This is a genomic window from Streptomyces sp. NPDC096324, assembly GCF_044763015.1.
Taxonomy (GTDB): Bacteria; Actinomycetota; Actinomycetes; order Streptomycetales; family Streptomycetaceae; genus Streptomyces.
Map to the genome: position 1 here is coordinate 220635 of NZ_JBIWFK010000011.1, position 26359 is coordinate 246993.

11 protein-coding genes and 1 pseudogene are annotated in these 26359 nt (G+C 69.2%); 8 read left to right on the forward strand and 4 right to left on the reverse strand.

Annotated elements, in window-relative coordinates; all coding sequences use genetic code 11:
- The first annotated feature begins 1 nt into the window (after position 1).
- Positions 2-5512, forward strand: coding sequence for a class I SAM-dependent DNA methyltransferase (locus tag ACIQ7M_RS29480; RefSeq protein WP_403650082.1), 5511 nt, complete (start codon positions 2-4; stop codon positions 5510-5512).
- 58 nt (positions 5513-5570) lie between these two features.
- Here ACIQ7M_RS29480 and ACIQ7M_RS29485 read toward each other — a convergent pair whose 3' ends face one another.
- Entirely contained in the window at positions 5571-5774 is a 204-nt protein-coding gene (locus tag ACIQ7M_RS29485; RefSeq protein WP_403650085.1) for a DUF397 domain-containing protein, read from the reverse strand.
- Positions 5771-6613, reverse strand: coding sequence for a helix-turn-helix domain-containing protein (locus tag ACIQ7M_RS29490; RefSeq protein WP_403650088.1), 843 nt, complete (start codon positions 6611-6613; stop codon positions 5771-5773). The genes ACIQ7M_RS29485 and ACIQ7M_RS29490 overlap by 4 nt, the downstream gene beginning before the upstream one ends.
- A gap of 159 nt (positions 6614-6772) precedes the next feature.
- On the opposite strand from ACIQ7M_RS29490, the pseudogene ACIQ7M_RS29495 reads away from it, so the two are divergent.
- The 6 genes and pseudogenes from ACIQ7M_RS29495 to ACIQ7M_RS29520 form a co-directional block, all read left to right on the forward strand.
- Positions 6773-7219: pseudogene (locus tag ACIQ7M_RS29495) on the forward strand (ATP-binding protein); the annotation flags it as partial.
- Between the two features lie 1089 nt (positions 7220-8308).
- The gene (locus tag ACIQ7M_RS29500) at positions 8309-9613 is read left to right on the forward strand and encodes a DUF262 domain-containing protein (RefSeq protein ID WP_403650091.1); all 1305 of its coding nucleotides are present in this window, start codon (positions 8309-8311) and stop codon (positions 9611-9613) included.
- Positions 9610-10788 (forward strand): DUF3696 domain-containing protein, encoded by a 1179-nt coding sequence (locus ACIQ7M_RS29505; protein WP_403650094.1) that lies wholly within the window; start codon positions 9610-9612, stop codon positions 10786-10788. The genes ACIQ7M_RS29500 and ACIQ7M_RS29505 overlap by 4 nt, the downstream gene beginning before the upstream one ends.
- A 55-nt stretch (positions 10789-10843) precedes the next feature.
- Positions 10844-11794 (forward strand): hypothetical protein, encoded by a 951-nt coding sequence (locus tag ACIQ7M_RS29510; protein WP_403650097.1) that lies wholly within the window; start codon positions 10844-10846, stop codon positions 11792-11794.
- Positions 11795-11926: 132 nt separating this feature from the next.
- On the forward strand, positions 11927-18736 hold the full coding sequence (locus tag ACIQ7M_RS29515; protein ID WP_403650100.1) for a DEAD/DEAH box helicase: 6810 nt from the start codon (positions 11927-11929) through the stop codon (positions 18734-18736).
- Positions 18733-21003 (forward strand): UvrD-helicase domain-containing protein, encoded by a 2271-nt coding sequence (locus tag ACIQ7M_RS29520; RefSeq protein WP_403650103.1) that lies wholly within the window; start codon positions 18733-18735, stop codon positions 21001-21003. The genes ACIQ7M_RS29515 and ACIQ7M_RS29520 overlap by 4 nt, the downstream gene beginning before the upstream one ends.
- 199 nt (positions 21004-21202) lie before the next feature.
- Here ACIQ7M_RS29520 and ACIQ7M_RS29525 read toward each other — a convergent pair whose 3' ends face one another.
- Positions 21203-22732, reverse strand: coding sequence for a helix-turn-helix domain-containing protein (locus ACIQ7M_RS29525; protein WP_403650106.1), 1530 nt, complete (start codon positions 22730-22732; stop codon positions 21203-21205).
- Positions 22733-22960: 228 nt separating this feature from the next.
- Entirely contained in the window at positions 22961-23155 is a 195-nt protein-coding gene (locus tag ACIQ7M_RS29530; RefSeq protein ID WP_355774734.1) for a DUF4236 domain-containing protein, read from the reverse strand.
- 455 nt (positions 23156-23610) lie between these two features.
- Between ACIQ7M_RS29530 and acnA the strand changes: the two genes are divergently transcribed.
- A complete protein-coding gene (gene acnA / locus ACIQ7M_RS29535) occupies positions 23611-26325 on the forward strand; it encodes an aconitate hydratase AcnA (protein WP_355774731.1) in 2715 nt (904 codons plus the stop codon).
- Positions 26326-26359: the final 34 nt, after the last annotated feature.

A 26359-nucleotide genomic window follows, 5' to 3' on the forward strand; every position in this document is an offset into this window, starting at 1 on the left:
CGTGACGTACGACTCGCTCGTCAACCACGGCGACTACCTCTCGGCGCACTATCTCGCCGAAGTCCTCCCCAAGGACCTGAAGGCCAAGGAGGGCCTCCTCGCCCGGTGGGCCGAGACCGAGGAGCGGGAGCGGCGCGCCCACGCCGCCGCCGTCGCCGGGGCCAAGTCGGAAGGGCGCGCCCCCGCGTCCGTCCCGCCCCGTGCCCGCACCCCGCGCGAGGGTCTGCGCGCCCTGCACGGCCCCTACTTCGCCTCCCGCGCCGACTTCGCCCGGGACGCGGAGGCCCTAGCCGTACCGGACGCGCCGGTCCCCGCCGACTGGACCAAGCGTCTCACCGAACTGCACCTGGACACCCTGCGCGCGCTCGGCTTCGACGACGCCCATGAGCAGACCGTCACGGTTCACCGCTCGGGCCACGACCACCCGGTCCAGGTCCTGCACACCGAGCCCGGCCTGATCGCCGTCTCCTGCGGTTGGACGGACGAGCCGGACGCCGCCCTCGACCCGGACGGCGCGGGCCGCCTGCTGCACCCCGTCGCCCTGGAGGCCTCCGCCCGTCTCACCGACGCGAAGGCCCTGGCGGACTTCCTCTTCGAGTGCGACGAGCCGCCGCGCTACGTCCTCGTGCTGGTCGGCGGCGTCGTCGTCCTCGCGGACCGCCTCGCCTGGCACGAGGGCCGCTACCTCGCCGTCGGCCTGGACGCCGCGCTCAACCGGCGGGACATCCGCAACGGCGGTGAACTCGACACGATCGCCGCGCTGTTCGGCGCGGACTCGCTGCGCACGCCTGAGGAGGGCGGCACCGCTCCGCTCGCCGGTTTCGTCGACAAGTCCGGCAAGCACGCGGTCGGCGTCTCCACCGAACTGCGCGAAGGGCTGCGGCTGTCCGTCGAGTGGATCTCCAACGAGGTCCTGGCCCGGCTCCGCGACCAGGGCGTCACCCCGGAACAGATCGACGAACCGGCTCGCCTCGCCAAGGAACTCGGCCGCGAGTCCCTGCGTTACCTCTACCGCGTCCTGTTCCTGCTCTACGCCGAGGCCCAGCCCTCGCTCGGCATCCTGCCGGCCGACGATCCCGAGTACGCTCGGGGCTACGGCCTCCAGCGCCTGGGCGACCTGGTCGTCCGCGACCTGGTGGGCGAGCGGTCACGGCGCGGGTTCCATCTGTACGAGTCCCTGGACCTGCTCTTCCAGCAGGTCCAGAAGGGCCACCGGGAGTTCGGCAGCGAGCCCGAGGACCTGGAGGCCCAGGCCGCCGACCGCGCCGCGACCGAGGCCGAACGGGAGGCAGCCGAATTCCTCGCCGCCGGGGCCATCACGCGGGACGCGTACACGGAGCGGGTCCGCGAGGCCGACCGCGCGCGCAAGGCCGCCGCCCGCAGCGCCGACGTAGGCCTGCGCTTCGAACCGCTGCGCTCCGACCTGTTCGAGAGCGACGCGGTACGCCTCATCTCCGCCGACCAGATCGAGAACCCGGCGTACGAGGAAAGCTCGGACCTCCCCGAGTTCCTCGACACCCGGCTGCGCAACGAGACCCTGCACAAGGTGCTGCGCCGCCTCATGCTCACCAAGGGCAAGGGGCGCGAACGCGGCGGCTTCATCTCCTACGCGCAACTCGGCATCAACCAACTCGGCGCGGTCTACGAGGGGTTGATGTCCTACACCGGCTTCATCGCCGACGAGGACCTGTACGAGGTGGCCAAGGGCGGCGACGCGTCCGGCGGCAGCTGGATGATCCCCGCGGGACGGGTCCAGGACTACCCGGACGAGGTGTTCGTCGAGCGCCCCCACGACGAGACCGGCCGCCCGCTGCGCGTCGTCCATCCCCGGGGCTCGTTCGTGTACCGCCTCGCCGGCCGCGACCGCCAGACGTCAGCCTCCTACTACACGCCGAAGTCCCTGACCGAGGTCACCGTCGAGCTCGCGCTCAAGCACCGCCTCGACCAGGACGGCACCAAGACGTCCGCCGAGGAGCTCCTCGGCTGGAAGATCTGCGAGCCCGCCCTCGGCTCGGGCGCGTTCCTCAACGAGGCCATCGACCAGGTGGCGGCGGAGTACCTGCGGCGCAGGGAAACGGAGTTGGACCGCCGCGTCGATCCGGAGGCGCGGCCCGTCGAGCTCCAGAAGGCCAAGGCGTACATCGCCCTGCACAACGCCTACGGCGTGGACCTCAACGCCACCGCCGTGGAACTGGCCGAGGTCTCCCTCTGGCTCAACTCCATGCACCCCGGCATGCGCGCCCCCTGGTTCGGCCTGCACCTCCGCCGCGGCAACTCCCTCATCGGCGCGGGCCGCAAGGTGTACGGGGCGGACGCGCTGCCGGAGGGCCAGTGGCTGTCGAAGAAGCTCCCGTTGCCGCCCACCGAACTCCCGTTCCGGGACGGCGACCTGCCCGACGGAGCCGTGCACCACTTCCTCCTGCCCGCGCTCGGCTGGGGCGCGGTGGCGGGGGAGCCCGAGGCGAAGAAGCTTGCGGAGGAGCAGGCGAAGGCGCTGGGGCAGTGGCGCAAGGGGATTCAGAAGCCGCCTAAGTGGACGCCGTTCAAGGAGCGGGCGAAGGAGAAGCAGGACGAGCGGCAGGCGCGTTACGACCGGTGGGTCAAGGCGGCACCCAAGACCGAGTTGGGCCGACTCCAGGCGGTGGCGCGCCGGGCCGAGTTCCTGTGGAGCCTGGTCGCCAAACGTCTCGAACTCTCCGAACGGAAGGTGTCGCGCCGGATCGACGTCTGGGGTGCGGACTGGCTGGAACCCGCGACGGAGGCCGCAGACAAGCAGCGTGTCCTGGACGACCTGACGGCGGCCGGCACGCCGTACTGGCGCCTGAAGACGGTCATGGACGCGTGGTGCGCGCTGTGGTTCTGGCCGCTGGACCGGGTGGGGCTGCTGGACGGCACGGACCCGGCGTACGCGGTGGGTGAGGGGGCGTTCGGGGCGGTGGCCACCCCAGTGGCAACGGAGCCGGAGAGTGCGGCCCCGAGCGGTCCCGCGCCGGGCGACGTCGTCTGGCGGGCAGCCGGGCTCTTCGACGACCCCGACGGCGAACAGGAGGAGCTGGGCGTCGTGGCGGACAGCGACGAGGGCCTGAAGACCAAGGGGAAGAAGGCGACGGGCCGCAAGGCCAGGATCGTCGAGGATGACCGGCGCCCGGTCATTCCCTTGGAGTCGTTTGCGGACTGGCTGGAGTTCCTGGAACTGACGCTCGGCACGAAGGACGCCGAGGGCGATGCCGAGGGCAATACGTCATTCCTGAACGGCCTGGACGACCTCTCCGTGGACGAGGCGCTGCCGCTCCTGGAGGCGTACGAGCGCAGCCTGGATATCGTTATGGGCATGAACAGCCCGTTCAAGCTGGCGGAGCGCTTCCCGTGGCTGGACGTGGTCGAGGACATCGCGGGCACGACGGAGCGTGACATAAAGGCGGAGGACGGGCACGGGTTCTTCCACTGGGAGCTGCACTTCGCGCATGTTTTCCGGGGGCCTGGGGGCGGGTTTGACCTGCAGGTGGGGAATCCGCCTTGGGTTCAGCCCAGATGGCAGGAGGATTTTGTCCTCGCAGAGCTGGATCCGTGGTTCAAGCTGACTGAAAAGCCAAGCGTCGCGACCTGGCGAGAGCGTAAGGGGGAAGTGCTGGGGAAAGGTGGGGCGACTCCTTATTTCCTCGATGAATTGGTCTCGAATTCTGCCATGACGCAGTGGCTTGTGTCGCCGGTAACATATTCGGTACTCGCCGGAACCCAACCAGATCTCTACCGTGCCTTCATGTGCCGGGCTTGGGACAATCTGGGAACGCAGGGGATTGCAGGTCTTGTCCATCCCGATACTCACCTTGGCGGCACCAAAGACGGGCGTATTCGCGGCGCGGCCTATCGGCGGCTGCGGCTACATGCTGGGTTCGTGAACGTTGGTAACTGGGCTTTTGAAGCCAGTCGGAACACCGAATTTGGCGTGCACATTTATGGGACTCCGAAGAGTGGCATCAGTTTCGACAATCTGAGTCGGTTGTACGGGGTGGAACCCCTGGTGGCTTCGCTCGATCATGACGGAGAGGGCGAGGTCCCGGGAATGAAGCACGGGGGCGCCTGGGATCTACGTGCTCACCGGGCACGGGTCATCACGGTCGATGAATCGGTGCTCGTGGAATGGCAGCGGCTGACTGGGGATTCCGGAAATGCTCCCGCATGGGAAGCGGCGTTGCTGCAGCCGGTGACCAGTGAGGAGCAGGGGGCTATTGCAGCTCTCTCGGCATCGAGAGTCAGGCTGGGTGACCACAAGCCCCCCATCAGTAGCGGATATCATGAGAAAATGGGTAAGGAGAATGGGTTCATTGATTGGCGCACGTCACAGCCTGATTCGCTGACCGAGCTCGTACTCCAGGGCCCTCATATTGGCATTGCTACCCCGGTGAGCAAGCAGCCTAAGATGCCGTGCCGGGGCAATCACGACTGGACGAGCTTCGACCTGACGGCACTGCCCGGGAATGCGGTTCCCCGAACCAACTATGTGCGGTCTGAGTCCTGTTCACTGCAGCGCTACGAAGGTGAGCAGGACCGCTGGTTGGATCGATCGCGAATGAGTGACGAGTGGGAGCCTAGCTCGGAGCAGTGGGAGAAGCGCGGCGATGTTTTGAGCGGTGAGGAATTTTCGCTCTCTGATGAGGAACAGCGGGAACTGCTGCGTCAGCGGCTGTGGTGGTTCCAGCCGTACACGAAATTCTATCGGCTGGCTTGGCGTAAGATGATTCCATTCAACACCGAGCGCAGCCTGTTCGCTGCGCTAATCTCGCCAGGCGCCGCACACATCGATAGCGTTCAGTCTCTGATGATGGCGGATAACCGCGCAACAGCAGTCAATTCGGGTTTCTGGGCTTCACTTCCGTTCGATTACTTGCTGCGTATCGTTGGTAAAGCGAACCTCCACCCAACCGAGGTGGAGCGGATGCCGTATGCTTCCACTTCGCACTTTCTCGCGAATCCGCTCTTGCTTCGCGCCCTTCGGCTCAACTGCCTCACCGAGGCTTACGCACCCCTCTGGGCGGAGCTCTATGACACGACCTGGCCCGACCGCGAAGACTGGGCCCTGGAATGGCCCGGATTGGCTCCACTGGCCGGTCATCTGGAGTCGGATTGGGAGTACGCCACACCTCTGCGCACCGAATACGAGAGGCGCGCAGCGCTCGTGGAGATTGACGCCCTAGTCGCGGTTTGGCTTGGTATGAGCGCCGATGAGCTGATTGCTATCCATAAGGCGCGTTATGCGGTCCTTGCGGACCGTGAATCGCAGATGTGGTTCGACGCGATTGGTCGCCAACTGGCACAAGATCCGTATGCCTTTGGCCACGGTCAGACCAAACAGGACTACGAGCAGTTCCTCGCCTACGACAAGAGTGAGCGCTCCGAGCCCCCGGCGGGCTACACCGCTCCCTTCTACAAGGCCGACCGTGAGAAGGAGATGCGGGCCGCGCACGCCGTCTTCTCTGAGCGGCTTCGGAAGGCGCAGGAGAAGGAGGCGTAACGAGGGCGCCCTGCACGGAACTCAGGTTCCGTGCAGGGCGCTCATGGGCGTATCAGCGTCAGCCTTGACGTGCGTACGAGACGAAGCTCTGCCAGGTCCCAGGGGTGACCGCAAGCTGCGGGCTTCGACGTAGCTTCGAGTCCCGCACGCGGATCGTCGCGGCCAACTCCGTTTCCGTCCCGGACACCGCCACCTCCACGCAACTGTCGCCATCGGAGCCGCTGTAGCTGCTCTTGAACCAGGCCAGTTCGGACGTGCTCATAGCGCTCCTCGCATCCGCTTCAGCAGGCCCTTGGAGTCCTCGGGAGTGAGGGCCTGCGAGCGCAGTCTCGCATAGCGCTGGAGCATGATGCTGACCTCTTTCGGGTCGGCAACCAGCAGGCCGCCGCGCTGCCCTTCGGCATAGCCGTACCACTTGTTCTCAGGCGTCTCCAACACCTGCAACGGCCCGTCGAACCCCGCATGATCCGGCTGTAGCAGCGGCATGATCTGCAACTCCACGTTGAACTGTCCTGCCTGCTCCAGCAGGTGGTCGATCAGTTCCCGGGTCGCCCCTGGTCCGCCGGTGCGGCGCTCGACCAACGCCTGCTCAATGATGAAGCTGAACGTGATCGGCGGACGCCGCCGAAAGAGCTCCTGGCGCTCCAGACGGGCTGCGACCTGCTGGTCGACCTGCTCGTCATCCTTGACCGGAGGGACGCTGACGGTCACTGCCCGCGCGTACGCCTCCGTTTGCAGCAAGCCAGGGATGACCCGGCACTCGTAGGTCCAGAGAGTGACCGCCTCCGCCTCGAACCGAGCCCACTGCCGGAACCAACTCGCCAGCCCCGGCTGCCGCGACAGATGCCGTGCCGCACCCCGCAGCGCTCCGAACGCGTCCAGTGCCCCCTCCGCCCGTTCCACGAAGTCCGGCTGCGGGAAGCGGCGGCCCTGCTCGATCTTGGCGACCGTCTGCACCGAGTACGGGACCAGTTCCGCGAACTCCTCCTGGGTCAGGCCCGCCCGTCTGCGGAAGGCCTTGAAGACCTCGCCGAAGGTCCGGAGACTGTCCGACACCTCCGGCTCACCGCAGCCCTGCGACCCGCCCGCACCGTCCGCCATGCGAGGACACCTCCCGTACGCCTGCCCCGCGAACCACTTCCAACCCCGCCATGGTTACGGTCGGTTGCCACCCCTGTCCACCCTCCGTACTCGTACTCTCACGCGGAGTACGAGTCGCTGACCTGGTGCGCAGGGCGTGTGGGCGGTCATTTTGGGACCATGACGCCAAGTCCAGCTCGCCAAGCGCCGGTTACCGTACGTGTGTTCGCGCAGCGTTTCAGTGCCACTCCGCGTGGCGCCCGCCTCGCCCGCCACCTCGCCGTGCACCGGCTGGACGTCTGGGGCGTCCCGTACGGCTCCGACGCTTCGGACACTGCCGCGCTGCTCGTCGCGGAGCTGGCCGCGAACGCCGTCACCCACGGCCGCGTCCCCGGACGTGACTTCGAGGTGCGGCTCGGCCTCGACGCGTACACCCTCCGGATCGACGTGTCGGACCCGCGCGGAGAGCGCCGCCCTGCCGGGCCGGGCGCCGCCGCCTCCCCGCCGGCCGACCTGGACGGCGGCCGAGGGCTGCTGCTCGTCGAGGCGCTGTCCGACCGGTGGGCCGTTCTCGACCGTCTCCCCGTCGGCAAGACGGTCCGCGCCGAACTGGACCTGCCCCGCCGGGGCTCCGGCATCGGGGAAATGGTTTCCGCGAGCCCGAACTGGGCGCCAAGGGTGAACGAAAATAGAACCGGTGAGCGGATTTTGTGGTGTTCGAGGTGTCGGGAGAGGGGGCAGGAATCCTGCCCCTGAAAGGATCGGCACGAGTTTCCGCCGAAACTCGTGCCGTGAGGAAGGGGGAGGCTAGCCTTGAAATTCACGACAAACGGGGTGGGTGAATTATGGAGAACGAGCGATGTGCCACCTGTAATACCTGGAAGATCGAGTGTGACCATTGTGATGGGCGTGGCCACTTCGACGGCACTCCCTTCGGTACTCGCGACTGCGACAGATGTGACGGACGCGGTGTCAAGTGTCCCAAGGCCTGGCATGCGACCGACTGCTGAGCGGGTGCGGAGCGCTTCCACATCCGACCGCCATGTACCCCGCGCGCGATCGGTGCGGTGAGCGGAGATGGGTCGGACAACTCGCGGGCCGCAGTTCGGATCCGCGATCATCGCCGGGGTGTTGGCCTGCGTTGCCCTGTATGTCAGAGCGACGAAGCCCATGAGTCGAACCGCGCCGGGAGAGCAGAGCACGGCGAGTCCCTGGGGGCTGCTCGTCGTCCTGCTTGTCCTCTGCGCGGCAGTCGCACTGATCGGATTCGCCATGGATGTGGTGGGAGCCGCCACAAAGGAGCGATCGATTGCGGAAAATAGGAGACGGACTTCATCGGGAAAAGCCCGAAAAGGCAGTGGAACATGCCGAACGGGAGATTCCGAAAGCACGCCGGGTGTCGTCCACGACTGGGTTCGGGTCGACGGCGGCGAGGATCGCAGGACCGACGGACGCCTCCGCTGGTGGACCACGTTCGCGTGCTCCCGCTGCGGAGCCACAAAACTGACCACCACGGAATGGGATCACATCTGAGCCTCAGACCCCTGGCTCCAGGACCCACCCGCGACGCCGTCCGAGCCGGACACAGACCGGACCGCGGGCAGGCCTCTCTCACCTTCCGCGCTGACGGGTCCACTCCCCGTCTATAGGCTGACAGGTGACCATGGACCATGAACCAAGGTCATCGATGGCGGCCGGCGGAGGCGACGGGGAGTCATGGCGGGGCTTGAGGACAGCGGCAGCGGACGGGCGACAGGGCGGGGGCGGGACGTCGGATTCCGGCGCTATCAGTTCCCTTCGGAGGACACCGAGTTGCTCCAGCCCGGACTCTTCCCCTCCTTGTTCGGTCCTGTCGAGGTCGGCGGCGACGGTCTGCCCACCGGGGTGGAGTTGGAGCAGCCCGCCGACGAGGAAGGCACGGAGACCGGGGTGGGCACCGGCGACCCCGACGAGATCTCCGCTCCCTTCCGGCCCGAGAGCATCAAGATCGAGACCCAGACGACTACCGTCGACCTGCTGCTCTCGCGGCTGCGGGAGGGGATGATCGACCTCGCGCCCGACTTCCAGCGGCGGGCCGGCATCTGGACCGACGTGCAGCAGAGCCGCCTCATCGAGTCGCTGCTGCTGCGCATCCCCATCTCGTCCTTCCATATGGCGCAGGACGAGAAGGACGACTGGGCCGTGGTCGACGGCATCCAGCGGCTCACGGCCATCGCCCGGTTCATGGAGCCCGCGGCCGTAGGCATGCCGCCGTTGACCCTGCGCGGCCTCGACTACCTGCGCGACTACCACGGCAAGGGCTACGGGGAGCTGACCGGCCGGCTGAAGATCAGGCTGCGCGAGACCCAGCTCGTCGTGCACATCATCCAGCAGGGCACGCCCGAGGCCGTGAAGTTCAACGTGTTCTCGCGGATCAACACCGGAGGGCTGCCGCTCACCCCCCAGGAGATCCGGCACGCCCTGGTCGACGGACCGGTGCGCGGCTACCTCGCCGACCTCGCCGAGGATCCGGCGTTCGGGGACGCCACCGGACACAGCGTGTCCAACGAGCGCATGGCCGACCGGGAGATGGTGCTGCGCTTCCTCGCCTTCCGGCTGAGCGACCCCGCCGAACACGCGCAGCGGGACTTCGACCAGTTCCTCGTCACCTCCATGCATCACGTCAACCGGCTCAGCGAGAAGCAGCGGGATCTGCTGGCGCTGGAGTTCCGCAAGGCGATGCACTGCGCGGCGGTCATCTTCGGAGACCACGCGTTCCGGAAATGGCGGGGTGGAACGGGGAGCAAGTCCCCCATCAACAAAGCCCTGTTCGAGACGGTGGCGGTCAATCTCGCCATTCTGGACGATCACGAGCGTGTGACGCTGGTAACGTCGCGTGACAAGGTGCTCGAAGGGTTCTTCGAGCTGATGAAGGACTGGGACTTCGACCGGGCCATCTCCGTCGCCACCGGCGACACCAAGAAGGTGCGCAAGAGGTTCACCGCCATGGCGGAGCTCTTCCGGGGGGTAGTGGGACAGTGATCGACCAGCTGACGCTGACGAACTTCAAGGCGTTCCAGCACCTGGACCTGCCACTCGGGCCGCTCACCCTGCTGACCGGCCTCAACTCCTCCGGCAAGAGCAGCGTGCTCCAGTCGCTCGGCCTCCTCCACCAGTCGTACGCGGCGGGCGACCTCGACGAGGTGCGGGATCTGGTGGCAGAGGCGGGCTCCGGCGAGATCGCGGCCCTGGACAGCGGTTTCCTCCTCAACGGCGAATTAGTGTCCCTCGGCACCGGCCACGACGTCCTGCACGAGGACTTCACCGGCGACGAGCCGGAACTCACCGTCGCCGTGAACGAAGGCGCGTACCGCTACTCCTGGACCGTGGCCTACGCGGCCGAACAGAACCTGCTTCCGCTGACCGGTGTCGACGTCCCGCTGACCAGTGAAGGGGCGTCGCCTCCTCTCGGCCTCGCCGCAGTCGTCCCCGGATACTTCGTCAACGACTTCCAGTACCTGCACGCCGACCGCGTCTCGCCCGCCGAGTTCTACCCACGTGATCACCAGGTGGCCATCGGGCGCGGCTTCCTCGGCGTGCGCGGCGAACACACCGTCAACTTCCTGCGCCACCACGCCAGGGACGAGGTCCTCGACGGGCCGCTGCGCCACCCGCGCGCGGAGTCGACGCGACTGCTGGACCAGGCCGCAGCGTGGATGGGAGAGCTCTGCCCAGGGGTGGATCTTCTGGCCGAGCCCATCGAAGGCACCGACTCGGTGCGCCTCTCCTACGGCTTCGACGGCCCGCGCGGCACCCGGCGGCGCCCCACGAACGTCGGCTTCGGCCTCACGTACGCCCTGCCGATCGTCGTGGCCTGCCTGACCGCCCGGCGCGGATCGCTGGTCCTCCTGGAGAACCCCGAGGCGCATCTGCACCCGCGTGGCCAGAGCCGGATGGCCGCACTCGTTTCCGCGGCGGCGGCCCAAGGGGCGCAGCTCGTCGTCGAGACGCACAGCGACCACGTGCTCAACGGGGTGCGGCTGGCGGTCAAGCGAGGCGTGCTGGCACCCGAGGCGGCCGTCCTCCACTACTTCCGGGGCGGTCCCACGGGCAGCGAGGTCACCAGCCCCCGCATCGACCGCGACGGACTGCTCGACCAGTGGCCCGAGGGGTTCTTCGACGAGGTCGAGAACACCCTGGACGAGCTGCTCGCCTGAGGACCGGCCGGGGGGGCCGGCCGACGGGCGCGGACGACATTACCAAGGGGGAAGTGTGCCGCTGCTGTTCCTGAACGAGAGATCCTGTGGGACCGGAGTCGATCCCGCGCGGGCCGAACGGGCCATGACGGAACTGGCGCGGGCGGTGCTCGCCGTCCTCCGGGCCGACCGGCCGGGCACCGTGCTGGTCAGCAGGGATCCGATCACCGGACTGCAGATCGCGGACGGGCACCCGATCGGCAAGTGGCACGGCGACCCGAAGAACCGTGACGCCTGGCGGCGGCTCCTCCAGATGCAGAGCAAATGGCCGCACCGCGTCGTCTTTCCCGAGGGCGAGGACTTCTACGACGTCGAGTACCGGCACCAGGGCGAGGCGGTCGCAGGACTCGGCGCTGCCCACCTCATGGACGGGCTCGGTGTGTCGTTGGCCGTCGCCCCGTGCTGGGGCGAGGGCCGGGTGTGGCTGGAACGCGAGCAACTGGTCGAGGAGCAGAACGGAGACTTCGCGTCGCACGTCAGCGACGTCGAGCTCCGGCACGCCTCTAGCGGGACGCATGTCGACGAACATCTGAGGTGGATCGAACAACAGGCCGAACTCGCCCGCAGGGGCGGACTCGACGCGGTGACTCACGGGGCCGACCTGTGGGAACGGCGCGCGGCCCTCTTCCCCCGGCTGGAGTTCCTCCCCCGAGTGGAACAGCAGTTGCGGAACCTGGTCCAGGTCTGGGTACGCCCGGTCGCCAGGCGGCTGGCCGAACTCGACCAGGCGGTCACCTCGTGGAACCCGGACACCGAGCCCGAGGGTCCCCAGTGGCACTCCTGGGTGACGGGCGAGGGCGAAGAGCGAGCCCGCGAGCTCTGCGCGTTCACCGACCTCGACGGCCGGACGCGGACCTTCGCCACGCACGCCCGCTTCACCCCGGGACCCGGCCGGGTGCACTTTCTGCTCGTGCCGGAGAACAAGGCCCTACGCGTCGCGCACGTGGGCCGCAAGCTCGGCGTCTGAGCGGACCGGCGAAGCACGGCCCAGGCCCGGCCACCTCCCTCGGGCCGGGGTGCCGGCCCCGCCCGTTACCGTGGGGCCCGGAGCCGGGCAGGTGACGGCACCGACGAGACACCGGAACGAAGGAGAAGCAGGGTGCGACCGACCCTCGCCGCCGAGCAGGTACGCGACAGCCTGAGCCAGTACCTGTCGACGACGTACGCGCTGGCGGACGAAGGCACCCGCACCGCCCTGGAGCAGTTCCTCGGCGACCCGGACGACGGCATCTTCCGCGGCCCCTACCTGCGGATCCGCACCCCCTTCCGCTCCGCCGAGGACGACGACTGGCAGCGGCACCTCACCTGGTGGCCGCGGACCAAGGGCTTCACCACCCCGTACCGGCACCAGGAACGGGCCTGGGAACGCCTCTCGACCCTGCACGGCCCCGCCCGGCCCACCCTGGTGACCACCGGCACCGGGTCCGGCAAGACCGAGTCGTTCCTCGTGCCGATCCTCGACCACTGCCGACGGGAGCGCGAGGCGGGCAGGGAGGGCGTCAAGGCCGTTCTCCTCTACCCGATGAACGCGCTGGCCACCGACCAGGCCCATCGCATCAACAACTACCTCGACAGCCGCCGGGACGCCCGGCTCAGAGAGGCAGGGGTGCGCGCCGCGCTCTACATCGGCGACAAGGCGTCCAAGGAGTTCAAGCAGGCCAACCCGCGCGTCGCGGTCGACCGGGACGAGATCCGGCGCACCCGGCCCGACATCCTCATCACCAACTACAAGATGCTGGACCTGATGCTCCAGCGGCCCGAGGACCAGCGGCTGTGGCAGGAGCCGGGCGGCTCCGCGCTCGCGTACGTCGTCCTTGACGAGTTCCACACGTACGACGGCGCCCAGGGAACCGACGTGGCCATGCTGCTGCGTCGGCTCGGCGCCGTCGCGGGCCTCGACGAGCCGGGACGGCCCCTGGGACCGGTCTGCCCCGTCGCCACCTCGGCCACCCTCGGCGAGGGCACTCCCGGCATGGCGGGCGGGTCGATACTGGACGTGGCGGAGCAGGTGTTCGGCGTACCCTTCCCGCCGGACGCCGTGGTGGGCGAAGACCGGCGCAGCACACAGGAGTTCGCGGGCAACAGCGACTTCGCGCTGCCCTTCCCCGCCCCGCACGAAGTGGCGCAACTCGGCGACCCTACCCGCGACCGCGAGGCACTGGACCAGCTGATGGCCGCCTTCACCGGCCGGAGCGGCCTGGATCCCGGGCAGCTCGGCAGGCAGCTGCGCCGCCACCGGCTGACCGCCGCCGTCCTGGAGATCCTCGACGGCCGGCCGCGCACCACCGCCGAGATCATGGACGTCCTGCCGCGCTACGCCTACCACTGGGGCGTGGCCGTCCAGCAGAACCCGGCCGTCGCCGCCCAGGCCCTCGCGCGCTACGTCGCCCTGCTGTCCACGGCCCGGGACCCCGAGCACCCCACCCGGCCGCTCCTGTCGATCGAGGTGCACCACTGGGTGCGCTCGGTCTCCCGGGTGCTGCGCGGCGTCAGCGCGGCGAGGGCCGAGTTCCGCTGGGACGACGAGCGGATCACCACGGGCGGCAGGCTCGCCGCCCGTACGGCCGGTGGCCACAAGACCTCAGGCCTCGCCCCGGACGACGACACGGCCCCGGTCGCACCCGCGGGTGACAGCGCGCCCCCGCCCGCGCAGGTGTTCCTGCCCGCCGTCTTCTGCCGGGAATGCGGCCGCTCCGGCTGGGCCGCGCTCTCCCCCGAGGCGGACCCGGCGGAGCTCGACATGGCGGCCACGAAGATCCGCCGGGCGTCCGTCGGCCGCGACAAGAGCCGCGTCCGCAACATGATCGCGGCGACCCCGCGACAGGCGTACGAGGCGGCCTTCGTGGCCGAGAAGCAGCGCAGCGGACCGACCGTGATGGTGCTCTACGGGCCGAGCGGACGCGTACGGCCGCTGTCGCGCGAAACGGACTTCGACCCGCCGCGCGGCGGCGAGGGCCCGCACACGGCCAAGCCGCTGCACGACGCGGCGTTCGTCTGGGCGGACCTAGGCGACGACCGGGCGGCGCGCGGCGACCAGTGCCCGGCCTGCCGCACCTTCAACGCCATCCGCTATCTCGGTACCGGGCTCGCCGCGCTCGCCGCCGCCTCCATCACCCAGCTGTTCACGGGCGGCGAGCTCGACAAGAACCTGAACGAGGACAAGACCCTCCTCTTCAACGACTCCGTGCAGGACGCCGCCCACCGCGCCGGATTCGTCGCCAACCGCTCGTACACGTTCTCGCTGCGTTCCCTGCTCGCCAGCCACATCGACGAGGACGAGCCCATCGCGCTGAGCGACCTGGCCGCCGACCTCATCGCGGACGTCGTGGACAGCAAGGCCGTTCAGGCCGCGGTGATCCCGCCCGACCTGCACGTCGTGCGCGGCGTGGACACGCTGCTGTCCGGACGCAGTCAGGGCTCGCGCGCCACCTGGGAACTCATCGCCCAGCGTCTCGCCTTCGCGGCGGTCATGGAGTTCGGGCTGAGGTCCCGGCAGGGCCGCACGCTGGAGCTGACCCGCACGGTCGCCGCGGACGTCCCGCTCCAGGACCCGGACGCGGTCGCGGAGATCGTACGCGAACTCCTGCACACCACCCCCGGGGACATCGCCCTGCCGGACGGCTCCCTGCCCGGACCGGACCGCTGGATCGGGTACGTGCGCGGCCTCCTCGAAAGGCTGCGCACGCGCGGTGCCGTCCGGCACGCCTGGCTCGACGGCTGGCTGGACGAGGCGGGCGTACGCCGCTGGCTCGTCTGGGGCGGGCGCAGGACCGGTATGCCGGCGTTCCCGCCCGGCGTGTCCGCCCCGGCGTTCCTGCTCGGCAGCCCCAAACAGGGCAGCGACGACTTCGACGTGGTCACCGGCCGCCTCGGCTGGTACCAGGACTGGACACGGCGGAGCCTCGGACTGCGTCCCGACGCCGCCAACGCCTTCCTCGTACGGCTGCTGCCCGCGCTCGTCGACGCGGGCGTGCTGTCCGCCCGCACCGCCAAGGACGGGGTGACCCGCGTCTACGGTCTCCAGCCCGGCCACGTGCACGTCCGCAAGCTGGCCGACGACCGGGTGGCCGACGCCTCCGCGCACTGCCCGGTCTGCTCCTGGGAACAGACCGTCCACCCGGCCCTGGCCGACCAGTGGCACGGACAGCCGTGCCCCCGCTACCGCTGCGGCGGACTTCTGCGCACCGGCCAGGATCTGGAGAGCGGCGTACGGCGCCGGGACTTCACCCAGGACTTCTACCGGCGGATGTACCGGGACGCGGGTGTCTTCACCATCAACACCGCCGAGCACACCGGTACCCTCACCCGCCCCAAGCGCGAAGCCGTGGAGAAGGCGTTCCGCGAGGGCATCCAGGTCCACTACGCCAACCCGCAGGTGCTGTCCTGCACCCCCACGCTCGAACTCGGCATCGACATCGGTGACCTGTCGGCCGTGGTCCTCGCCTCGCTGCCCAAGGGACCGGCCAACTACGTGCAGCGGGTGGGCCGGGCCGGCCGTGCCACCGGCAACGCCTACCTGCTGACCATGGTCGACCGCGGCCCCCGCGACCGCTACTACCTGGACGACCCCCGGCAGATGATCGCCGGGGACATCCAGCCGCCCGGCTGCTTCCTCTCCGCGAGCGAGATCCTGCGCCGCCAGTACCTCGCGCACCTCCTCGACATGGTCGGTGCGGGACGCCTGGCCGCTCCGGACGGCGACGGGGACCCGCTCGACCCGATGCCCCGCCTGGCCACCGACCTGTTCGGTGCTTCCGCATGGCTGTCGGAGTTCCAGCAGGCCGCACTGGCCGAGGGCCCCCGCCGCGTCGACACCTTCATCGAGCTGTTCCCGCCGTACGACGGGACGAAGGGCACGGGTGTCAGCCCGCAGGCGGCCGAGGCACTGCGCTCGTACGCGACGGCGGGGCTCGCCGACGCCCTGAAGGAGGCGCGCGACCAGTGGGAGGACCGGCGCGGCGAGATGCAGCGCCGGGTCACGTCGATCGACGAGGCGCTGAAGGCACTGGTGGCCGGCGATCCCGAACACGAGCGGCAGGGCAGGGAACTGCGGGCCGAACGGCGAGCCGTGTCCCGGCACGCGGGCGAGATCAGCCGCACCACCGCGCACGGCGCGCTCGTCGACCTCGGGCTGCTGCCCAACTACAGCCTCGTCGACTCGCTGACGGAACTCGAAGCCACCCTCACCTGGAAGGAGGACGGCAAGGACGGGCAGCCCGAGCACCAAAGCAAAGTGCTCAGGTACGACCGGTCGGCGCGCCTCGCCCTCACCGACTTCGCGCCCGGCAACCACTACTACGTGCAGGGTTACAAACACCGCGTCACCGGGCTCGACATCGGCAGCCCGAACCGTCCGGCATGGCTGTGGTGGCGTGTCTGCCCCGACTGCGGGCACATCCGCACGGAGCGGGCACGGCAGGACTCCACCGCGTGCCCGCGTTGCCAGTCCCCGGCCATCGGCGACGTCGGCTGCCTGCACAAGGTACTGGTGCCGCACCGGGTGACGGCCCGCGACCAGCGGGACGACATCCGCGTCCGCGACGACACCGACGACCGGGAACGGCGCCTCTACACCGTGGTCCCCGCCGTGGACATCCCGCAGGAGCACGTCGAGGCGGGGTGGAAGCACAAGAACGCCACCTTCGGCTGGGAGTTCACCCGGCAGGCCGTGATCCGCCACCTCAACGTCGGCGCCTCTCGCGTGGACACCGGGGTGGAGAGCGCCTTCGCGGGACGCCAGGTGCGGCTCAACCCCTTCTGGGTCTGCGACTCCTGCGGACACGCCGACCCCGACGGCGGACCCGCCACCGTGCAGGCCGGACAGCAGAGCGCTTTCGGCACGTCGTCGTCCCGGGCCACGAAGTACCACCGCCCGTGGTGCCCCCGGACGCGCGACGGGCTCGGCGACACGAAGGCCGCGCAGGCGGGCGTGAAACTGCTGCTCGCCCACGAGTTGCGCAGTGAGGCGCTGCGCATCCTCATCCCCGCGGTGACCGCGTACACCGAGGAGCGTCTGGCCTCGTTCAAGGCGCTGCTGCTCGCGGGCATCGCCCAGAGCTACGGGGGCGACCCCGACCACCTGGCCGTGGTCACCGACTCGATGCCCGAGCCCGGCGGCGACGTCCGCAGGCACTTCCTCGTCCTGTACGACTCGCTGCCCGGCGGCACCGGCTATCTGCACCGGCTCGCGGGGCCCGACGGGCTCCACGACGTGCTGACCCGGGCCCGCCAGGTCATCGAGCGCTGCCCGTGCGTCGGCGAGAAGCGACCCGCCTGTCACCGCTGCCTGCTGCGGCACGTCGGTGACAGCGAGTACGAACTGGTCTCGCGTGAACACGCCCTCGACATGCTCGGCGAACTCCTCGGCCGCAGCGGCGACGCCTGGCACATCGAGGAAGCCGCGACGACCCGGGCCATCAGCCTCGACAAGCAGGTCGAGAGCGAACTGGAAGCGCTGTTCCGCCGGGGACTCCTCGCCTGGGCCGAAGGCGCCCCCGAGGTGAGCGTGCGTTCCGCGCAGACCCCCGACGGCGAGCGGGACACGACGCTGCGGTTCACCGCGCCCGACGGCAAGGTCAGCGGCTGGCGCATGGAGACCCAGACGGACCTCGGTTTCACCGTGCCCGACGTGGTCTTCCGCAGCCTGGACGACGACCGCAGGCGGGTCGCCGTCTACCTGGACGGTTACCGCTATCACGCGAGCCCCGAGCACAACCGCATCGCGTCCGACGCCGACAGGCGGACCCGGCTGCGCGCCGGACACGGCTGGCAGGTCTTCCAGCTGACCTGGGACGACGTACGTGCCTGGACCGGCGACGCGAAGCCGCCCGCCGATCCGGTCTGGGTGCCCTACCAGAACACGGCGCAGAAGACCGCGTCCGACATCCACCGGCGGCTGCACGGCGACGACCCGCGCGACCTGACCAACTTCGTGTGGACCAACCCGGTCAAGACGCTGATCGGCTACCTGACCACCCCGGACCAGGAGCTGTGGCGGCGGCGTACCCAGAGCGCGCTGGCGGGATTCGCCGCGGTCTCCGCGACGAGCCGCGCCCTGGCGGACGGGCCCGAGATCGGGCACCGGATCGCCGAGGCCCTGAACGGCAAGCGACTCTCAGGCGGGCAGGGCGCCGTCCAGATCATGGCCACCCAGGACGGCAGCGGATGCCCGCTGACGGTCGCCCTCGACCTGCGCAAGGGGCAGGCGGGCGCGGTGTGGACCGCTCTGACCGTGCTCGACGACAGTCCGGAAGCGCCGGTCCGTGACGAGAACGCCCACCGCAGGCGGTGGCAGGCCTGGCTCTACTGGACCAATCTGCTCCAGTTCCTCAACGAGGGCGAGGGCGACGGTGTTCAGCTGGCGGCCGGCCAACTGCCGGGCTTCGACCCGGTGGAACTGGCGGTGACCGGTGGAGGGGGCTGGCTGGAGTCCCGCCGGCAGCCGCAGCGACCCCCTACGGAAGGGCCTGCCACCGAGGCCGCCGAGACCGGGGCAGGGCCCGTGGAGGTACCGCTGCCGTCGGGTTCACCGGCGGAGGCCGTGCGCGATCCCGCCTGGGACGAGGTCGTCGACTATCTGGTGGAGGAGCCGGGGCTCGCGGAACTCGTCGACGTACTCGTCCGGTCCGCGGTGCCCGCTCCCGAGGCGGGGTTCGAGCTCGGCGATGCCGCCTGGCCCGCCGAACTGGCCTGGCCCACCGACCGTATCGGTGTCGTTCTCGCCCCTGCCCAGGAGGACGAAGCCGCCGTCGCCGAAGCGTGGGACCGTGACCGCGCCTACGCGGCGGCGGGGTGGACCGTACGGACCGCCGTCGAGTGGGACGCCGGAGAACTCGCGGCCGCCCTCACCCGGCGCACCGAGGCAGACGGCCGTCCGGCCGCGCACGACGACGAGGAGCAGAACCGATGACCAGCACCGGCGCGCCCACAGCGGGCGCGACCCTCCGCCTGCTCGACAAGGCGGACAAGGAGATCGTCAAACTGGACCGGGCGATCGTCGGAGCGGTCTACAAATTCCAGCACGAGTTCCGGAGGAACCCCGGGGCGCCGGGCTTCGATCTCAAGCCTCTCAAGGGGCACGAGCGTCTGTGGTCGGCGCGCGTCAACCGCGAATACCGGGCGCTGCTGGTGCGACTGGGCGGCAACGACTGGCTGCTCGTCTCGGTCAAGCACCGCGGACACGTCCACCGCAACCTCGACCGGCTCGCCTACGGCATCAACCAGATCACCGGCGCGATCGAGTACGTGGACCTCCAGGTGGTGGAGGACGGCGTTCTGGGCACGGAAGAAGCCGGGGCGCGTCCCGAACCGTCCGCCGCGGAAAGCGCCGCCGCCGAGACTCCGCTGTTCGCCGCCTACACCGCGCGGCAACTGGCGGACCTGGGGGTGGCCGAGCCCCTCATCCCGATCGTCCTCAAGCTCACCACGGACGACGAGTTGCTCGGACTCGCCGAGTACGCCCCGCGGCACACGGGCGAGGTGCTGCTGCGCCTGCGGGACGACGTTCCGTACGACCAGGTGATGGAGGAGGTGACCGCGCCGGTCGCGGTCACCCCCGAGGAATCGGCCGTCAGCGCTCGCGGTGACGACTGGCGAGCCGCGGCCGACCGCTCGCAGGCCGTGGTGATCACCGATGACGAGTCGCTGCGGAGCATCCTGGAGGAGGGCGACTTCGGCCGGTGGAAGGCGTTCCTCCACCCCACCCAGGAGAAGCTGGTGGGACGTGGGTACTCCGGGCCGGCCCGCGTGGGAGGAGGCCCCGGAACGGGGAAGACGATCGTCGCCCTGCACCGGGTGAAGCACCTCGTGGACCGCCTGGCCCCCGGCCACAACAAGCCGGTCCTCCTCACCACGTACAACAAGAACCTGGCCGCCGACCTGCGTTCTCGTCTCCTCTCCCTCGGCGGGCCTCAACTGCTCGCCCGCGTCGACATCCTGCACGTCGACCAGTTGGCGACGCGTGTCGTGAGCGAGGCCGACCCGGGGAACGCCAAGCGCAGAATCGATGACGCACAAGCGCTGCGCGAGTGGCGCCAACTGCTCGTGGAGATCGGCGAGAACCGCTGGGACGCTGAGTTCCTCAGCGACGAGTGGAACCAGGTGATCCTCGGCCAGGCCGTGGCCTCGCGCTCCGACTACTTCAAGGCCCGGCGGGCCGGTCGGGGGCGTAGCGTGAGCCGTCCCGACCGGGCGGAGATCTGGCAGCTCGCCGAGCGCTTCACCCAACGCCTTGACGTCAAGGGACTGGAAACTCACCGACAAGTGGCGGAAAGAGCGGCCCAGTTGGAGATGGCCCGCAGCCACAAGATCGAGGAGCGTCGCCGTCAGGAGGAGGAGCGCGGGGGACCGGGCAACGTCCACGTGGAGTCGGGAACAGGAGCCTGGCTGCGTTACCGCTACCGGCACGTCGTCGTGGACGAGGCACAGGATCTCGGTGCCGCGCACTGGAAGATGCTGCGGGCCATGGTTCCCCGTGAGAACGACGACATGTTCCTCGTCGGTGACACCCACCAGAGGATCTACGACAACCAGGTCACCCTCAGCAGCCTGGGCATCAACATCCGGGGCCGTTCGGCGAGACTGACACTCAGCTATCGCACCACGCGCGAGATCCTGGGCGCCGCCATCGGCATTCTTGAAGGGGCCGACTACGACGACCTCGACGGCAGCACCGACAACCTGGCGGGATACCGGTCGGTGCTGCACGGCGGACGCCCGTGCCTGCGGAGTGCGGACAGCTGGGACGAGGAACTCGACCTCGTGGTGGAGCAGGTGCAGGCGTGGCACGACGTCCCGCGCGAGTCCGTCGCGGTCTGCGTGCCGACGAACGAGAAGGTCGACGACGTGATGGCGCGGCTCGGCCGCCGCGGAATCATGTCCACGAAGATCACCGGTGACGGGGCACGGGGAGTCGAGGGAGTGCACGTCGGCACGATGTACCTCTTCAAGGGGCTTGAGTACCGCCGCATGATCATTGCCGGCGTGTCCGAGGGCTTGGTCCCCCGCTCGGCTGTGGACGCATGGGAGCGGACCGACAAACTGCGCCACAGGCGTGAATTGCAGCGGGCCCGCTCTTTGCTGTTCGTCGCGGCTACAAGAGCGAGAGACGCGCTCACGATCTCCTGGAACGGTGAGCCCAGCAGGTTCCTTCGCACCCTGGGAGCCGGGGTCCAATGAGGCCCCACCCTCCTGATTCCTGCTGGTCAGTGGTGCGGGGGCGTCGTCTCGACGGGGTTCTCGCGCTGGTCGGAGCGGCCGTCACGTCCTGGGACGGTCGCCGCGGCCTCGAAGTCCCAGAGAAGTCCCACAGACGCCGCCGCACCCCCTCAGGACCAGCGTTCCGGCTGGTCGGACGGGGTGCGGCGGCGCCGTCACATCAGATGTCCCGGAAGATCTCGATCTGCGCGCCGATCGAGTTCAGACGCTCGGCGAGGTCCTCGTAACCGCGGTTGATGACGTACACGTTCCGCAGCACCGAGGTGCCGTCGGCCGCCATCATCGCGAGCAGCACGACCACGGCGGGCCGCAGCGCGGGCGGGCACATCATCTCGGCGGCGCGCCAGCGGGTAGGGCCCTCGACCAGCACGCGGTGCGGGTCGAGCAACTGGAGCCGGCCGCCGAGACGGTTGAGGTCCGTCAGGTAGATCGCCCGGTTGTCGTAGACCCAGTCGTGGATCAGCGTCTGGCCCTGCGCGGTGGCCGCGATGGCCGCGAAGAACGGGACGTTGTCGATGTTCAGGCCGGGGAACGGCATCGGGTGGATCTTGTCGATCGGCGCCTCCAGCTTGGAGGGCCGCACCGTGAGGTCGATCAGCCGCGTACGGCCGTTGTCCGCGAAGTACTCGGGCGTGCGGTCGTGGTCGAGGCCCATCTCCTCCAGGACCGCGAGCTCGATCTCCAGGAACTCGATCGGCACCCGGCGCACCGTCAGCTCGGACTCGGTGACCACGGCGGCGGCGAGCAGGCTCATCGCCTCGACCGGGTCCTCGGAGGGCGAGTAGTCCACGTCCATGTCGATGTTCGGCACACCGTGCACCGTGAGCGTCGTGGTGCCGATGCCCTCCACCCGTACGCCCAGGGCCTCCAGGAAGAAGCACAGGTCCTGGACCATGTAGTTGGAGGAGGCGTTGCGGATGACCGTGACGCCGTCGTGGCGGGCGGCGGCGAGCAGCGCGTTCTCGGTGACCGTGTCCCCGCGCTCGGTCAGCACGATCGGCCGTCCGGGGGTGACGGACCGGTCGACGCGGGCGTGGTAGAGCCCCTCGGTGGCGGCGATGTCGAGGCCGAACCGGCGCAGGGCGATCATGTGCGGCTCGATGGTGCGGGTGCCGAGGTCGCAACCGCCCGCGTAGGGCAGCTTGAAGGCCTCCAGGCGGTGCAGCAGCGGGCCGAGGAACATGATGATGGACCGCGTGCGGATGGCGGCCTCGTGGTCGATGGACTCCATGTCCAGCGCGCTCGGCGGCACGATCTCCAGGTCGACCCCGCCGTTGATCCAGCGGGTGCGTACGCCGATCGAGTTGAGGACCTCCAGCAGGCGGTAGACCTCTTCGATCCGGGCGACCCGGCGCAGGACCGTGCGCCCCTTGTTCAGGAGCGTCGCGCACAGCAGGGCGACACAGGCGTTCTTGCTGGTCTTGACGTCGATAGAGCCGGACAGACGACGACCGCCGACGACGCGCAGATGCATCGGACCCGCATACCCGAGCGAGACGATCTCGCTGTCGAGCGCCTCACCGATACGGGCGATCATCTCAAGGCTGATGTTCTGGTTGCCGCGCTCGATGCGATTGACGGCGCTCTGACTGGTGCCGAGCGCCTCGGCGAGCTGCGACTGTGTCCAGCCCCGGTGTTGCCGGGCGTCACGGATGAGCTTGCCGATACGTACGAGGTAGTCGTCTGCCATGGCGCGACCGTATATCGGATGTGAGATAAACAAAAGTGGAGCGCGGCCTTCCGAGTGGTGAGGGTCACCAGGCGGTGTTCGAGGGGCAGTTCGGACGCCGCGCACCGGCGCGGCGACGGCGCCCGCAGGGTGTCCGCACCTCCGCGAGCCCGTGCCGCCGCGCGTGAATGCCGTGAAGAGGCTCTTCCGTGACGCTTCGTCGGTGATGGACTCTTTGTCGCTATTGAGTCACTTTGCCTTGCGCGTGGTCTTGCGCCACCCGAACGGCCCCGGCAGGTCCATCGACGTCGTCCGGCGTCCGGTGCTGCTGTGCGTGCGCTTCGGCCCGTGCTTTCCGCCCGAGGTGATGGACCACGACTTGCGGTTGATGTTGAGCCGCAGCCCGGGAAGGATCCGGAAGCTCTTGCGGAAGGTGAGCGGCATGGGTGCCCCCTGTGTCGTCGTGCCGGGACTCTCCCGGCGGACACCGGGTACCCCGAAACGGCTCCGGTGTGCCTGTCCGTGCCTTCGGGGCGTCAACTTCCCGCGGGAGGTGGCGCCGTGGCCGTCCGGGCGCGGGATCCGTCCGGAGGCGGCTCGTCGGCGACGGGGCGCGGACGTGTGCTCGTGGCCGGGTGATGCCGGATGATGCGGGCATTCCGTGCGCGGCGTGACAAGTGGTACGGCCCGGACATGCGGGCGTGCGGACATGACCTGTCCGCCCCCATGCACTAGAGTTATCTCGACATCGAGATATCTGCCGAGGCGTACCGCAGACAGCGCGCCGCCATCGGTCCGGCGGTAAGGGTTACCTAACTTAGCCTTACCTTAGCGGATCGGCCATGGCGTCGTGGCGGCAGGATGCGGTGGGAACGCGCACATCAATGAAGGAGACTGTCGTGTCGGCGAACAGCTTCGACGCCCGCAGCACGCTGCAGGTGGGCGACGAGTCGTACGAGATCTTCCGGCTGGACAAGGTGGAAGGCTCGGCTCGCCTTCCGTACAGCCTGAAGGTGCTGCTGGAGAACCTGCTTCGCACGGAGGACGGCGCGAACATCACCGCCGACCACATCCGGGCGCTCGGCGGCTGGGACTCGCAGGCCCAGCCCAGCCAGGAGATCCAGTTCACGCCCGCCCGCGTGATCATGCAGGACTTCACGGGCGTGCCCTGTGTCGTCGACCTCGCCACCATGCGCGAGGCCGTCAAGGAGCTCGGCGGCGACCCGGCCAAGGTCAACCCGCTCTCCCCGGCCGAGCTGGTCATCGACCACTCCGTCATCGCCGACAAGTTCGGCACGAAGGAAGCCTTCGGCCAGAACGTCGAGCTGGAGTACGGCCGCAACAAGGAGCGCTACCAGTTCCTGCGCTGGGGCCAGACCGCCTTCGACGACTTCAAGGTCGTCCCGCCGGGCACCGGCATCGTGCACCAGGTCAACATCGAGCACCTGGCCCGCACGGTCATGGTCCGTAACGGCCAGGCGTACCCCGACACGCTCGTCGGCACCGACTCGCACACCACCATGGTCAACGGCCTCGGCGTGCTCGGCTGGGGCGTCGGCGGCATCGAGGCCGAGGCCGCGATGCTCGGCCAGCCGGTCTCCATGCTCATCCCGCGCGTCGTCGGCTTCAAGCTGACCGGTGAGCTCACCCCCGGCACGACCGCCACGGACCTCGTGCTGACCATCACCGAGATGCTGCGCAAGCACGGTGTCGTCGGCAAGTTCGTCGAGTTCTACGGCGAGGGCGTGGCCGCCACGTCGCTGGCCAACCGCGCCACCATCGGCAACATGTCGCCGGAGTTCGGCTCCACCGCCGCGATCTTCCCGATCGACGGCGAGACCATCAAGTACCTCAAGCTCACCGGCCGCTCCGAGCAGCAGCTCGCGCTCGTCGAGGCGTACGCCAAGGAGCAGGGCCTCTGGCTCGACCCGGCCGCCGAGCCCGACTTCTCCGAGAAGCTGGAGCTCGACCTCTCCACGGTCGTCCCCTCCATCGCCGGCCCGAAGCGCCCGCAGGACCGCATCGTCCTCGCGAACGCCGCCGAGCAGTTCAAGAGCGACGTGCGCAACTACGTCGCCGACGACGACGAGGCGGGCAAGGAGTCCTTCCCGGCCTCCGACTCCCCGGCGGCCGCCAACGGCGTCCCGTCCAACCCGGTCACGGTCACGGCCCCCGACGGCTCGACCTACGAGATCGACCACGGCGCGGTGACGGTCGCGGCCATCACCTCCTGCACCAACACCTCGAACCCGTACGTCATGGTCGCCGCCGCGCTCGTCGCGAAGAAGGCCGTGGAGAAGGGCCTGACCCGCAAGCCGTGGGTCAAGACCACCCTCGCCCCGGGCTCCAAGGTCGTCACCGACTACTTCGACAAGGCGGGGCTCACCCCCTACCTCGACAAGGTCGGCTTCAACCTGGTCGGTTACGGCTGCACCACCTGCATCGGCAACTCCGGCCCGCTGCCGGACGAGGTCTCCAAGGCCGTCAACGACCACGACCTCGCGGTCACCTCGGTCCTCTCCGGCAACCGGAACTTCGAGGGCCGTATCAACCCCGACGTCAAGATGAACTACCTGGCCTCCCCGCCGCTGGTCGTCGCCTACGCCCTCGCGGGCTCCATGAAGGTGGACATCACCCGCGACGCGCTCGGCACCGACACCGAGGGCAAGCCGGTCTACCTGGCCGACATCTGGCCCTCCGAGGCCGAGGTCAACGACGTCGTGGCGAACGCCATCGGCGAGGACATGTTCAACAAGTCCTACCAGGACGTCTTCGCGGGCGACGCCCAGTGGCAGGCGCTGCCGATCCCCGAGGGCAACACCTTCGAGTGGGACGCGCAGTCGACGTACGTCCGCAAGCCCCCTTACTTCGAGGGCATGACGATGGAGACCACCCCGGTCTCGGACATCGCCGGCGCCCGCGTCCTCGCCAAGCTGGGCGACTCGGTCACCACCGACCACATCTCCCCGGCCGGTGCGATCAAGGCCGACACCCCCGGAGGCAAGTACCTCACGGAGCACGGTGTCGAGCGTCGTGACTTCAACAGCTACGGCTCGCGCCGCGGCAACCACGAGGTCATGATCCGCGGTACGTTCGCCAACATCCGCCTGCGCAACCAGATCGCGCCGGGCACCGAGGGCGGCTACACCCGCGACTTCACCGTCGAGGGCGCGCCCGTCGCCTTCATCTACGACGCCTCGCGCAACTACATCGAGCAGGGCATCCCGCTGGTCATCCTGGCCGGCAAGGAGTACGGCTCCGGCTCGTCCCGCGACTGGGCCGCCAAGGGCACCGCGCTCCTCGGCGTCAAGGCCGTCATCGCCGAGTCGTACGAGCGCATCCACCGCTCGAACCTCATCGGCATGGGCGTCCTGCCGCTCCAGTTCCCGGAGGGCGCCACGGCCGAGTCCCTCGGTCTGACCGGCGAGGAGACCTTCTCCTTCACCGGCGTCGAGGAGCTCAACAACGGCACCACCCCGCGCACGGTGAAGGTCACCACCGACACCGGTGTCGAGTTCGACGCGGTCGTCCGCATCGACACCCCCGGCGAGGCGGACTACTACCGCAACGGCGGCATCATGCAGTACGTGCTGCGCAACCTGATCCGCAACTGACCACTCCGGTGACCCAGTTGTAGACAGCTCCGCA

Coding starts and splice junctions, on each gene's coding strand:
- ACIQ7M_RS29485 (WP_403650085.1), bottom strand. CDS start 5,774: ATGAGCACGTCCGAACTGGCCTGGTTCAAGAGCAGCTACAGCGGCTCC.
- ACIQ7M_RS29490 (WP_403650088.1), bottom strand. CDS start 6,613: ATGGCGGACGGTGCGGGCGGGTCGCAGGGCTGCGGTGAGCCGGAGGTG.
- ACIQ7M_RS29500 (WP_403650091.1), top strand. CDS start 8,309: ATGGCGGGGCTTGAGGACAGCGGCAGCGGACGGGCGACAGGGCGGGGG.
- ACIQ7M_RS29520 (WP_403650103.1), top strand. CDS start 18,733: ATGACCAGCACCGGCGCGCCCACAGCGGGCGCGACCCTCCGCCTGCTC.
- ACIQ7M_RS29525 (WP_403650106.1), bottom strand. CDS start 22,732: ATGGCAGACGACTACCTCGTACGTATCGGCAAGCTCATCCGTGACGCC.
- ACIQ7M_RS29530 (WP_355774734.1), bottom strand. CDS start 23,155: ATGCCGCTCACCTTCCGCAAGAGCTTCCGGATCCTTCCCGGGCTGCGG.